Source organism: Streptomyces sp. SBT349, from assembly GCF_001083795.1.
In the GTDB taxonomy this organism is placed as follows: domain Bacteria; phylum Actinomycetota; class Actinomycetes; order Streptomycetales; family Streptomycetaceae; genus Streptomyces.
On record NZ_LAVK01000236.1, the window covers coordinates 1 to 12,271 of the forward strand.

General features: G+C 72.3%; 12 protein-coding genes and 1 pseudogene. 4 read left to right on the top strand and 9 right to left on the bottom strand.

The features are described from left to right. The 4 genes and pseudogenes from ADY01_RS24665 to ADY01_RS40835 form a co-directional block, all read right to left on the bottom strand. Positions 1-1,017 (bottom strand): annotated as a pseudogene (locus ADY01_RS24665) (hypothetical protein); the annotation flags it as partial. 110 nt (positions 1,018-1,127) lie between these two features. Beyond that, positions 1,128-1,298, bottom strand: coding sequence for a hypothetical protein (locus ADY01_RS39295; RefSeq protein ID WP_159001389.1), 171 nt, complete (start codon positions 1,296-1,298; stop codon positions 1,128-1,130). 151 nt (positions 1,299-1,449) lie between these two features. Next, the gene (gene ribD, locus ADY01_RS37360; RefSeq protein ID WP_078900573.1) at positions 1,450-2,385 is read right to left on the bottom strand and encodes a bifunctional diaminohydroxyphosphoribosylaminopyrimidine deaminase/5-amino-6-(5-phosphoribosylamino)uracil reductase RibD; all 936 of its coding nucleotides are present in this window, start codon (positions 2,383-2,385) and stop codon (positions 1,450-1,452) included. Continuing rightward, the gene (locus ADY01_RS40835) at positions 2,318-3,712 is read right to left on the bottom strand and encodes a hypothetical protein (RefSeq protein WP_049577882.1); all 1,395 of its coding nucleotides are present in this window, start codon (positions 3,710-3,712) and stop codon (positions 2,318-2,320) included. The genes ribD and ADY01_RS40835 overlap by 68 nt, the downstream gene beginning before the upstream one ends. Positions 3,713-3,847: 135 nt before the next feature. On the opposite strand from ADY01_RS40835, the gene ADY01_RS24680 reads away from it, so the two are divergent. Beyond that, positions 3,848-4,069: a hypothetical protein gene (locus ADY01_RS24680; RefSeq protein ID WP_049577886.1), complete on the top strand. Its 222-nt coding sequence runs from the start codon at positions 3,848-3,850 to the stop codon at positions 4,067-4,069. 310 nt (positions 4,070-4,379) lie between these two features. Here ADY01_RS24680 and ADY01_RS41900 read toward each other — a convergent pair whose 3' ends face one another. Continuing rightward, a complete protein-coding gene (locus ADY01_RS41900) occupies positions 4,380-4,889 on the bottom strand; it encodes a GntR family transcriptional regulator (protein ID WP_420715742.1) in 510 nt (169 codons plus the stop codon). A gap of 46 nt (positions 4,890-4,935) precedes the next feature. On the opposite strand from ADY01_RS41900, the gene ADY01_RS24690 reads away from it, so the two are divergent. Both ADY01_RS24690 and ADY01_RS24695 read left to right on the top strand, forming a co-directional pair. Next, a complete protein-coding gene (locus ADY01_RS24690) occupies positions 4,936-5,406 on the top strand; it encodes a carboxymuconolactone decarboxylase family protein (protein ID WP_049577890.1) in 471 nt (156 codons plus the stop codon). Then, positions 5,406-6,152 carry an isocitrate lyase/PEP mutase family protein gene (locus ADY01_RS24695; protein WP_049577893.1) on the top strand — a complete coding sequence of 249 codons (747 nt, stop codon included), beginning with the start codon at positions 5,406-5,408 and terminating at the stop codon, positions 6,150-6,152. Before ADY01_RS24690 ends, ADY01_RS24695 begins: the two co-directional genes overlap by 1 nt. Positions 6,153-6,166: 14 nt before the next feature. Here the strand turns inward: ADY01_RS24695 and ADY01_RS24700 are convergent, their stop codons facing one another. The 4 genes from ADY01_RS24700 to ADY01_RS24715 all read right to left on the bottom strand — a co-directional run bounded on the left by ADY01_RS24700 (position 6,167) and on the right by ADY01_RS24715 (position 11,510). Continuing rightward, positions 6,167-8,041, bottom strand: a complete 1,875-nt coding sequence (locus tag ADY01_RS24700; protein ID WP_049577894.1) for an NAD-binding protein — start codon at positions 8,039-8,041, stop codon at positions 6,167-6,169. Between the two features lie 140 nt (positions 8,042-8,181). After that, positions 8,182-9,519 (bottom strand): FtsX-like permease family protein, encoded by a 1,338-nt coding sequence (locus ADY01_RS24705; protein WP_049577900.1) that lies wholly within the window; start codon positions 9,517-9,519, stop codon positions 8,182-8,184. A 3-nt stretch (positions 9,520-9,522) separates the two neighbouring features. Then, a complete protein-coding gene (locus ADY01_RS24710; RefSeq protein ID WP_049577903.1) occupies positions 9,523-10,302 on the bottom strand; it encodes an ABC transporter ATP-binding protein in 780 nt (259 codons plus the stop codon). A gap of 281 nt (positions 10,303-10,583) precedes the next feature. Further along, positions 10,584-11,510 (bottom strand): lytic polysaccharide monooxygenase auxiliary activity family 9 protein, encoded by a 927-nt coding sequence (locus tag ADY01_RS24715; RefSeq protein ID WP_049577906.1) that lies wholly within the window; start codon positions 11,508-11,510, stop codon positions 10,584-10,586. 326 nt (positions 11,511-11,836) lie between these two features. Between ADY01_RS24715 and ADY01_RS24720 the strand changes: the two genes are divergently transcribed. After that, positions 11,837-12,271: hypothetical protein (locus tag ADY01_RS24720; protein ID WP_234320391.1), on the top strand; the 435-nt coding region annotated here is incomplete at its 3' end.

The window sequence follows — 12,271 nt, forward strand, 5'->3', positions numbered from 1 at the left end:
GCCCCACCCCCGCCAGCCGCCCGCGGCGATGAGCGCCAGGCCGCCCGTGGTGGCGAGCGGAACGCGGAGTTCCGGACGGCGCCAGGCCGCGCCCAGCAGCACCGCCGCCGCCGCGCACAGCGCCACCGGCCCGTCCCAGGCCAGTTCGTCGCTCAGCGCCATCGCGGGGCCGCCGGTCAGCAGCGCGGCGATGCCCGAAGTCCTCCGCGTCGGCGTCCAGCCGGGCCGCGACACCGCCAGCGCGGCATCGGCCGCGGCCGTGAGCAGCAGCGCCCAGACGAGGCCGCGGGCGCCGAGGTCGAGGGACAACGCGCCCAGCGGCAGGGCGAGTTGTGCCACGGCCACGGCCGCGGGCCCCACCAGCCGCAGGCCGGGACGCGGCAGCAGCCGTCCATAGGCCGCCCACAGACCCGCGATGGCGGCGGCGCTCAGCGCCGCGTGGCCCCCGCCGTCGGTGTCCGGCAGGGCCGTCCGGTGCAGCGCGTAGGCGTCCAGCACCAGCAGGACCAGGCCGAGCCCGGCGAGCGCCTCGCCGGTGGCGCGCAGGCCCCGGCGCAGCAGCGGGACCGGCAGGGCCACGGCGGTCAGCGTCAGCGCGGCGAGCACGGCCGCCCGGCCGCCGAAGGACATGCCGCCCCAGCTCAGCAGGGTGAACGCCAGCGCCGCGACGGTCAGCAGGCCGCCGCCGAGCGCGAGCAGGACGTTGCGCGCGGCGCCCGGTGTGGTCTCGGCCGGGCCCGGGGCGCCCATGGCGCGGTCGGCCCGAGGCACCGGGGCGCCGTGCGCCGGGGGGTGGGCACTCGTGCGCAGCCAGGTCAGCAGCCTCCAGCGCTCGGCGAGCAACGCCTGCCTGCGCACGTCGAGTTCATGCACCTGGGCGTCGATGCCGCGCAGTTGCTCCGGCACGGGACCGTTGAACGGCAGCGCGCAGTACGGGCACCTGGACCGCGGCGGCGTGGTCGCGGCGAGCGGCCTGCGGCAGTCCGGGCAGTAGGTGAGCGGCGGGCTGGTGTCCATGCTCCGCAGCGTCCCGCCCCGGCCCGGCGCCCGGCATCCGCCGGCGTACTCAGACGCGCCTGAGTGTCCGGTGAGTACACCGCCGGGCGCCCGGGCGTGCGCGCCCCGTCTCAGGCGGGCGCCAGCGCGCGGCACAGCGCCGCAACCGCGCCCGGGAAGAGGTGGTCGGGCGGCGTGCCGTAGTCGACGATCAGCGCGGACCTGGGCTCGGGCGGCGGCGCGAACGCGTGCGTGCCCAGGCGGCTGGGCCCCAGCGGCCGGAGAGCGCCTCGGAGAGGCACACAGCGACCGCAGCCGCCGGAGATACAGCCGAGTGCACCGGTTGCAGACGCACTTCAAGACCGGCCAGGTACGGGCCCAGCGCCTTCGCGCCGCACTCGCCGCGTGACAAGGCCCCGCATCCTCACTGGATGCGGAGCTTTCTTGTTGGGGTCACCTACGGCCGACCAACCGAACGTGGTCCCCATCCCGGGTGGCGGCCGTCAGCCTGTAGCCGTCCGGGATTGCCGTCACCTGGCCGGGCGGCGCCCATGAGTGCGGCGTGTCCGGCAGATAGACAACTACTTGGTCAACGGCGCCCGCAGCGGATAGCACGTCAGCGCAACTCGACAGGCCCTCAAGCAAGATGGACCGTGCCCCCGATTCACGGAGCACGCCCAGGGTCTCAACAGCCGTGCCGCCCAAGCTGCTGGGAACGTGGAATACCCCGCGCCCGTGATTCCCGGGTCTACCCTCCGTGATTTCGCCGTCCGGCCGAACAACTAGGTCGTGGGATTCGCGGAGATTCTCATGGCGAATTACGGCACAGCGACCATGCGGGGGTCCTGCCTCGAATATCCACGTGACGAATGGCCGGTCGCTTCGCACCGAATCGAGCCAGGGCCCGAGAACAAGCAACGCCTCATCTCTGAGCACATCTTGTTCCACCTGGACACCCGCTTTACGGAGCAGTGCGGCGCCACCTTCCCCGCGTGAGGTCGGATCCATCACGGCAATGACGACACGCGCCACCTTGGCGTTGATCAGCGCCTCACGGCAAGGCGGAGTTCGCCCGTGGTGGTTGCAGGGTTCGAGGGTAACGAGCGCTGTCCCGCCGTCTGCAAGCTTCCCAGCGGCCGTCAGTGCGTTGAATTCGGCGTGCGCCTCGCCTTTACGGACGTGGTATCCCTCGCTGACCATTCGCCCGTCGCTGTCCAGAATCACACAGCCGACCGGCGGGTTAGGGCTTGTTGACCCCAGGCCCTGCGCCGAAATAGCAATAGCGCGTCGCATGGCCGACAACTCACCCGTGCTCGCCACCTCAGCACTCCGCAATCGCGTCGAACAACTCGGAGACAGCAGGGGAGCTATGCGCAGCCCCGAGGGCATTCACGGCGGACACCGCCTCGTGAAGTGTGCGGGTGGAGCCTGAGCTGCGCGCCATTTCAAGCGCTGACGCTGCCTGGCTCGCGGCCTCTTCGTACTCCCGATTCCCGATGTGAGCCATGGCCAGCCTGGCTTGCGAGAACCCCCGGTCGCGCTGGTAGACGTCCGGCAGGGCAGCTAGTGCCCGCTGGAATACTGGAACCGCTCGGTCTGGTCGCCCCAAGCTGAGCCAACAATTCCCGCGCCGAATCTCGATGTAGCTCGCGGTGCAGAAGTCTCCGTGTCCGGAGCGTGCGTCACCCGTCGCGTCCGGGGAAGCCGCGAATTCATGGGCCTCGTCCAAGCGCCTATGGCACGCGGTTTCCTCGCCATCCAGCGCATATCCGTGCGCTTCCTGTTGCATCGCAGCAGCGCGCATCGGCGCCGTGAGAACTGCTTCATTCCGCTGGGCGGCCTGGGCAAGTCCGATGGTCTGCGCGGCGTTCCCCAGGGTCGTGGCTTGTTGGCTTCTTCGGAAGAGCGCCCATGTGACCATGGCTTGGTCGCCCGCTTCTACTGCCCATTCCATGGACTGGCTGGCGCACCGTGCGGCGTTAGGCATGTCGGCGGAGTCCTCATGCAACCACGACGCGGATTCGGCGTATTGCGCTGCCAACCTGAGAACCTCAGTCCGCTGGTCCCCCCGGGAAGTTTCCAGTAGGCGTTCCACGATGGCTAGTTGCTGTTGCACGGAAGCGAGGGCATGGCGTGGCCCGAAGAGGTTGTCCGCCTTCACTAGCACATGCCACATATCCCTCAGGTGATCTACGGCAGCGTCGATCCGCTTTCCGGCAAGCTTTGGCATCCGGGGCGCCGGGGCGGCGCTTCCCATTGCGGCGCTGGTAGCCCCGGCAAGCAGACCCCTTCGACTGATGGACACGACCTGTCTCCTGCCCTCAATCCACAGTGCGACCAAGATCGGCTCTTGGTCCTCGCCAGCGTAAGGGGCAAGCTTCGTACCGCTTCCTTCAATTGGGGCACCCCTTTCCCAGGAGCGCTCCGGGACTCCGAGCATTTCGCCGGGAATCCCAAATCCATCGCAGATGCGCTCAATGACCCCTTGACCGCGCACGCCCCGGACGCCCCGGATGATGTCTCCTACTCGGGAACTGGTCATCTTTCCGACAGCAGCCGCCATGTCCGCATAGCTTGCGCCCGTTCGCCGGTTCACCAGCCGGAAGACTTCACGGTAGTTGCGCGCGGCACACGCCTGGCGCATGGCCTCGCTGTCCAACAGCGCGTCGGGGATCGTCAGCGAGTAGCCGGTTCGCCTGGCAGAACGGTCGTCCATGGCTCCCAGGATAGGACCCCTTCACCATCGGGGTACCCCGAACGACCGCGCGGGGTGCCCCGTTAGCTGTGTGCAGACCCGGGTCTGCTGAGAAAGCTCGTACATGCCGAACCCCGGAGCAAGGAGGCAACCCCCATGCCACCGCTGAACGTCACCGACACCCCCGCGCCCCGTCGCGCTGACAAGGCGATGAAGGAACTGGACACCGCGCTTCGCAGACACGGCGTGGTGCTGCCGTCCCTCAGCGTGGACGGACACTCGCTTCGCGTCGGCATTGGCCCCTTGGTCGAACTGGGGCGCGTGAACCTGGAAACGGCGAAGCAGTTGACCGACGCGCTGAATTCCACAGAGCCGTAGACCGCTAGGCCAAGACTCCCCATCCGAGCGAAATTCCCTCCCCGGGCTCCCCCCGCTCGGATGGGGCCAATCGTCCGCCCTGAGCGTCGCATCCCGAAGGGAACCGTTCAGGGCGGGCATGGAGCCCCGGGTCGGATGCCCGGGTTGCTCGGAGCACGCCTTTGGTCGGAATCATGCTCCGGGCACGTAGCCCCCCTCTGGCCGACGACTGCGAGGGGGGCTTACGTGTGCCCGAGAAAGGAGTCAGCGTGCAGTGTGATCGTGTGTGGGTGTCGATCGAAATCGATACCACGACCGTGCGGCGCGGGGATCAGCTCATGGTTGGTGGGCAACCGTTCGTCGTGCAGGACATCCGGGAAATCGCCCGGGGCGGAAAGAAGTTGTTCTTCGAGAGCGGGGAAACGTTCGCCATGCGCTCCGGCACGGTGATCTGGGCTGCCCGCCTGAAAGATGCGCGCAGATTTCGAAGCTGCTGAATGAAAGACCCCAGCGACGGGGCGAACCGTCCTGGGGCGTGGGGACGTTCGCGCCGGGGTGCGACCCGTTCCGCGACCCGGGTGCCCGAGCCCTGCCGCGCGGTGAGCCAGCCCTCGGCGACCAGTTCGGCGTAGGCGTCGCCCACCGTGTTCCGCGCCACCCCCAGGTCCGCGGCGAGCGCGCGGGAGGACGGCAGCCGGGTGCCGGGCGCGAGCCTCCCGCCGCGCACCGCTTCCCGCAGGGCCCGCACCAGCGCGGCGCCGGTCCCCCGCCCGCCCCGCCGCAGGTCCACCGGCACGTGAAGGTCGAGCGAACGCCGGAAAGTGGCCCAGTTATCCGCCATGGAAGTGGACCATACAGCTGGTCCGGGGCGGATCTACCGTGGAGGCATGACATCGCGTTTCACCATCTGGAAGGCCATTCCCGAGGTCCAGGAGGCCCTGAGCCGGCTCTCCGCCGTCGCCGGCCGCGGCGTCGAGCCGTCGCTCAAGGAGCTGGTCCAGCTCCGGGCCTCACAGATCAACCGCTGCGCCTACTGCGTCGACATGCACTCCAAGGACGCCCGCGCGGCCGGCGAGAGGGAGGAACGCCTCGCCCTGGTCGCGGCGTTCGACGACGCGCCCGACCTCTTCACCGAGAAGGAGCGCGCCGCCCTCGCGCTCACCGAGGCCGTCACCGTCCTGACCGACGGCTTCGTGCCGGACGCGGTCTACGAGCGGGCCGCCGCGCACTTCGACGAGCGGGAACTGGCCCAGCTCATCGCCACCATCGCCGCGATCAACGCGTGGAACCGCCTCAATGTCGCGGCCCGCGTCGAGGGCGGCCACTACAGGCCGGGTCGGTCCGGAGGGGGCGACTGATGTCCGTCGCCACGTTCCGCGCCCTGCACCACGACCGGCCCGCGGGCGACCCGTTGGTCCTGCCGGGCCCCTGGGACGCCACCAGCGCCCGCGTCTTCGCCGACGCGGGCTTCCCCGCCCTCGCCACGCCGAGCCGCGCCGTCACCGAGTCCCTCGGGTATGAGGATGGCGGGCTCATCCCGCCGGGCGAGATGTTCGCCGCGATCCGCCGCATCGCCGGGGCCGTGGACATCCCCGTGTCGGCCGACGTCGAGCACGGCTACGGTCTGCCGCCGTGCGAGCTCGTCGAGCGGCTGCTCGACGCGGGCGTCGTCGGGTGCAACCTGGAGGACACCGCGCACCCCGGCACGACGCTGCGCGACGCGGGCGAGCAGGCCGACTTCCTCGCGGCGGTGCGGGCGGCGGCCGGCGAGGAGCTGTTCGTCAACGCCCGCATCGACACGTTCGCGCACGGCGACAAGGAGACCGGGCCGGCGGTGGAACGGGGCAGGCGCTACGCCGAGGCGGGCGCGGACTGCGTCTACCCGATCCTGTGCCCGCCCGGCGCGCTGCGGGCGCTGGCCGACGGGATCGGCCTCCCGGTGAACGCGCTGGCGCTGCCCGACGGCCCGGCCCCGCACGAGCTGGGCCACCAGGGCGCCACCCGCGTCACGTTCGGCCCCGGCCTGCACCGCCGGGCGACCGCGGCGCTGCGTGCGATCGCGGCCGAGCTGGGGGGCGCGGGCGCCCCGCGGCCGGAGGGCTGAGCCCGGCGCCGGGGTCAGGCGCCCGAGTCCGGGCGGCGGCCGAGGAGTTCGGCCAGGCCGCGCCGCGTGGTGGCCAGCACCACCCGGTCCTCCCCGCGCAGCACATAGCCCGGGTGCACGTTCCACAGCAGGTCGGCCGGGCGCGAACGGTCCGCCTCCGCGCGGGCCGCGGCCACGGCCGGGCGGCGGTCGGCGGGCGCCGTGGTGTCGAGCGCGAGCACCCGCCACGCCCCGGGCCGCGAGGACTCGGCCACCGTGCGCCCGGCGAACCGCGGGGCCACGTCCGCCACATCGACGACCACGAACAGCAGCACCTTGCGCTCCACCGGGATCGCGCCGAGGATCTGCCGCCCCATCATGGCGCTGGCGAACGCGGGCGCGGCGAGGGTGGTGACGCTCCTGCTGCGCGTGACCGCGCCGGGGTGGGCGGCCCGCAGGGAGCGGTAGACGGCGGTGGCGAAGTCGTCGTCGTAGATCCGCAGCGCCACCCGGAGGCCGGGCTCGACGCTCCTCGCGTAGAGCGCGGCCTCCAGGTTGGTGGTGTCCACGCTCGTCAGCGCGAGCAGGGCGTGCGCCCGGTGCACCTTGGCGGACTCCAGCACGCCCTCCTGCGTGACATCGCCCAGCACCACCGGCACCCCCAGGCTGCGCGCCAGGGGGATGCCGCGCGCCTCGGGGTCCTCCTCCACGCAGACGATGGGGATGCCGAGTTCGCGCAGCCTGACCAGGACGCGGCTGCCGATCTTGCCGAGGCCCAGCAGCACCACGTGCCCCGAGAGCCCGCGCGGCGGGCGGCGCGGCGCCGAGGCCCCGCGGAACGCCCCGAGCGCCTCCAGCGCGCCCGCCACCAGGACGGGCAGCAGGGCCAGCCCGACGAGCCCCGCGACCAGTTGGAGGATCTGCCGGGTGGTGGGCTCGCCGACGGCCGGGTCGTTGACGGAGAACAGGTCGAGCAGCACCAGGTAGACGGCGTGCACCGGGTCGTCGCCCGTGGTCAGCACGGCGGTGGCGGCCAGGGCCAGCACGGCGGCGGCCCCGACCCCCGCCGCCCGGCGCAGGCGGCGCGAGAAGACCTCGGAGAGCGGGGCGCCGCGCCGGGAGAGGCGGCGCGGCGAGAGCGGGGGACCGGTGTGGGTCACGGTCTGGAGCACCACGGTGCCGCGGCCGGTCGCGGCGGCCACGGCGGCGTCGTCCGGAAGGAGCCTGGGGCCCTGGGTACCGCTGCGGTCGGAGCCCTCCTCGCCCGCCGGGTCGCTCGCGGTGGAGGAGAGCAACGCCAGCGTGCACAGGCCCGGGTCGGCGATCTCGCCGTCCCGGGGCGGGGTGCGCTCGACGGCCTGGAGCAGCAGCCCGTCGGCCTGCACGACCTTGCGGGTGTCGGCGACGGCGGTGGCGGCCAGCGCCGGGGCCGCGGTGTCGGCGTCCGAGAGAACGGTGGTGGAGGCGGCGGGCGCGCGGGCGCCGAGGCCGACCGCGGCGGCCTGGTCGAGGACCTCGGTGAGGTGCTGGCCGAGCTTGCGGTTGTAGGAGCGGATCACCAGGCGCAGCCCGGGGTTGAGCCGGCGGGCGGCCAGGGCGGCGCGGATGTTGGTCTCGTCGTCGTCATGGACGAGCGCCAGGGCCGTCGCCCGCTCGGCGCCGGCCTGGCGCAGCGTCTCCTCGTTCGAGTCCTCGGCCGCCAGCTCCGTTATCCCGGCGGGGGGTTCGGCGTCGGGGCGGCCCATCGCGGCGGAGATCCGGCCGAGCAGCGCGGCGCCCCGCCGCCGTCCCGCCCGGCCGCCGCCCGTTCCCCCGCCGGAGGGCACGACGAGCGTGACGCGTTCGCGGTAGACGTCGTGCAGCTCGCCCGCCAGCCGGGTGGCCAGCGCGTCGTCGCCGCTCACGATCATGTGGCCCGCCGGGCCGTTCGGCTCAGGAGGAGAAGTCACGCGCCCAAGCCTCCCCTGTCACACGGCTGTTGGCGAACACCACCCGTGACCCGGCGGCGAACGGGCGGCGGCCCGGGGGCCGGTGCCGGTGCCGGGCCGGTTCAGGCGGCCACCGCCACCGACTCGACCGCCGGGACGCGCAGCGTGCGCCGGGCCGTGAGGAGGCTGGTGACGACCGTGGACGCCGCGGCGACCGCCACGATGCCCAGCCAGATCCAGGGGCCCTGCTCGGGCAGGACGCCGTCGGACCTGACCATGGTGAAGGGGATGACCCCCGCGAGACCCGCGACCGTTCCGAAGAACACCCCGGTCACCGTCAGCGCCACGCCCTCCACGCCGACCATCCGCAGCACCTGGGCGGGCGTTGCCCCGGCCAGGCGCTGGCGGCCGAACTCGCCGCTGCGGTACGAGGTCGCCGCGTACAGGCTGTTGATCAGCATGATGCAGGAGAAGACCACGATGATGCCGACGACCACGAGGTTCAGCGTCTCCAGGTTCTTGTCCTCCACCGACCTGGTCAGGCCCGACGCGTCGAGCGCGTCGTTCTGGACCGCCTGGGCGTAGAGCACCGCCACCGCCATGCCGATGAAGCAGATCAGCGGCATCAGCACCCCGGCCAACTGCCCCGACCGCTGGCGCAGGTTGTGCACGGCCAGGTACCCGCTCGCCCCGGTGACCCCCGCGATGGGGCGGCCGAGCAGGCCGAGCAGCGCCCGCAGCATCGCGGGCGAGAAGGCAGCGAAGCCCATCGACATCAGGATCGCGCCGTAGATCGGCGGCGCCATCAGCGCCGGGTCCGACGTGTCGAACGCGAACGTGCTGCTCACGCCGCCCGCGCCCGCCACCAGGGCCGCGACCCCGCCGACGGTACGCAGCCGGCTGCGCGGGGCGCGCTCCCCGGCGGCGGCCCTGGTCGCACGGCGCACGGCGAGGAACGCCGCGCCGACCGAGGCCAGCACCGTGATCCAGAGGCCGGCGGCCATGGCGATGGGCCCGAAGACGTGGTCCACGTCCGCGGCGACCTGGTCGGTGTCCTGGAACATGCGGAGCACCGCCCGCCCGGCCAGCATCGAGGGAATGATCGCCAGCAGGAACGCCGCGACGGCCACCACCAGCGCTTCGAGCATCACCATCCGCTTGATCTGCGCCGGGGTCGCGCCCGTGTTGCGCAGCAGGCGGATCTCCTCGTCGCGCTGGCGGACGTTGACCGTGAGCGTGGAGGCGATGGCGAAGAAGACGAGCAGCGTGCCGTAGCCGCCGACCACGCCCCCGGCGAGGCTCAGCGTCTCCGCGCTGGTGTCGTCGACCCCGGCGGCGCCGGCGGTGTCGTGCATGGAGTTGAACATCATGGTGATCGTCGCGCCGAAGACCGCGGCCAGCAGGGTGCCGAGGAAGCGACCGGGGCGCTGCCCGACGGAGCGCAGGGCGAGGAGGAACATGGCTCAGGCCCCCACTCGCACGTCGTCGCCCAGGTGCGCGAGGCGTTCGGCGACCGCGTCCACGGTGGGCGCGTTCATCTCGCCCGCCAGCCGCCCGTCGGCGAGGAAGAGCACGGAGTCGGCGTACGAGGCCGCCACCGGGTCGTGGGTGACCATGACCACGGTCCTGCCGTGGAAGCGCACGCTCTCCTGGAGGAGCCCGAGCACGCTCCTGGCGCTCCGCGTGTCCAGCGCGCCGGTCGGCTCGTCGGCGAAGATCACGCTCGGCTCGGTGACCAGCGCCCGCGCGATCGCGACCCGCTGTTGCTGCCCGCCGGAGAGTTCGTCGGGCCGGTGCCCGAGGCGGTCCCCGAGCCCCACGTGGGTGAGCACCTCGCGGGTGCGCCCGCGGTCGATGCGCCGCCCGGCCAGCTTCAGCGGGAGGGTCGTGTTCTGCTCCACGGTGAGCGTGGGGAGCAGGTTGTACTGCTGGAAGATGAAGCCGATCCGGCGGCGGCGGAACTTCGCGAGCCCCGCCTCCCCGGCCCCCGTGACCTCCTCGCCGTCGACCGTGACGATCCCGCTGTCCGGCCGGTCGAGCCCGGCCGCGCACTGGAGCAGGGTCGACTTGCCGGAGCCCGAGGGGCCCATGACCGCCGTGAACGTCCCGGCGGGCAGGCTCAGCGACACCCCGTCCAGCGCGATCACGGCGTTCTCCGCGGACCCGTAGACCTTGGTGACGCCATCGAGACGAAGGGCCTCCGCACTCCTGGCGGCTTCGGCCCCGCGGTTGCGACGAAACATGGTGGTTCCTTCCGTTCGGCGCCCCGTGCGCCTTGATGAAGACGCTATGGGCGGCGGCGGCGCCGAGCATTGGGCTCACGGCCCGAATGCGGGGTGGTGCTGAGTACACCCGCGCAGGGGGGCCTGACCCGGCGACGGCGGGAAGGAAGGCCGAACGAGGGGAGGGCTCCGACCGGGGTCACGGTCGGAGCCCTCTTCACGGACAGGCACGGAGCCGCGCACGTGCCGCGGTGCCGTGGCCCGAGGTCAGCACGAGGTCAGCAGGTCACGAGGTCACGAGGTCACGAGAACAGGCTGAACGCCTCACGCGTCGCCCTCAGCGCGCTCTGTGTCGCCGTCGACGAGCCCGTGGGCGACGCCGCTTCCGCGGAGCCCGTGTGCGCGGCGTGCTCCGCGTGCGCCGCATGGTCGTCCTGGACCGCCGGGGTGAGCTCCTGGGCGGCCTCGCCCGCCTCGGCGACCTCCTCCGCGCTCAGCGTCCGACCGTCGCCGTAGGTGACCTGGCCGCTGCCGCCGTCGAAGACGATGTCCGAGCAGGAGTAGAAGTTCTCCTGGCTGTCGGAACGGGACCAGTGCACATAGAGAACGTGCTGCCCGCTGCGGCTCGGAAGCTGCACGTTCCAGTAGTAGTAGCCGCCGTTGGAGCCGGCGCCGCCCCGCTGCGGCGGGTTGGTCACGGTGCTGATGCGCTCCAGGTTGCCCCAGCCGACGGGCTGGGTCGGGGACCAGCCGTTCTTGGTGATGTAGACGTCGAACCGACCGGGGTGGTGGGCCCAGTTGCTGTGGTGCAGTTCGATGTTCTGGCCGGACGTGAGGTGCGTCTTGGGCCAGTCGGCGCGCGTCGCGTTGTACGCGGAGAAGTTGAACGGGCCCCTGTTGCCGCCGCTGCACAGCGTCCCGTCCGGGATGTAACCGGTGGTCCTGCCACCGCCGTTGGAGTCCAGAACGGCGAACCAGTTGTACAGCGGCCCGGTGCCGCCCTGCTGGACCGCGGACGCGCAGGCCGGGTTGGACGGCATCTGCGTGCTGCTGTTGTTCACCAGGTCCAGATAGCACAGGTAGGTGCGCGAGCCCGGCATCATGGTGGCCCCGTGAGCCGCCGCGGGGGTGGGGATGGACGCGATCAGGAGCGCGAACAGCCCGGCTCCCAGAACGCTCAGAAGACGGAACTTCCTGGCCGACGGCCTTCTTCGGCCGGTGGATGACATGGTCACGGTTCTCCTCACAATGAGTCGTCTGCCGCGTTGGACAGCCGACAGCACCGGCCCACTGACGTCCGGACCGGTGCACCGACGGCCCGTCGCCGGTGGTACAGCCGCGCGTGGGAGCGCTCCCGCCGTCAACGTAGCGCCAGCCGAATGACTCGGATAGCACGTGTTCGCGCCTAAGTAGGCGCCAGATATGGCCAAAGGGAGCGGTTGACAGCGGGGCGGGAACGTCGACGGCCTCCCCGTCGCGGCCCGGGCCTCGATTCGGCCCAGGGGAGAATGGCGCCGTGACCCCTCTCGACTTCCAGCTGGTCCTGCTGCGCCGGATGGCCGACTTCCAGCCGGTCCTGGTGGAGGACGCCCTGCGCGCGCTCGACGTCGGGCGCGCCCGCATGCGCGAGGCCAACCGCCGCTGGCAGGCCATGGCGCGTTCACCGCGGCGCCAGAGCGCCCTGATGCGGTACCGCTCGGTGCTCGGGGCGCCGGAGTCGACGGCCCCCCGGCGGGTCGGCGACCTCGACTGCGAGGCCCACCGCTGGCCGGTGCCCCTCTGGCCCGACCTCCGCTTCGAGGCCCTCGCCGTCCCGGGAGGAGCGGTCTGGCACGAGGCGCTGGTCCGCGCCCCCGGCGCGCCCGGCCCCGCCCTGCGCACGATCGACGACCTCGTCCCCTGGTCCTGCACGGTGGACGAGGTCGCCCGCGCCTTCGCCCCCGTCCGCCCGGGGGAGGGCTCCGCCCCCACCCGCTGGCGCCTGTCCTTC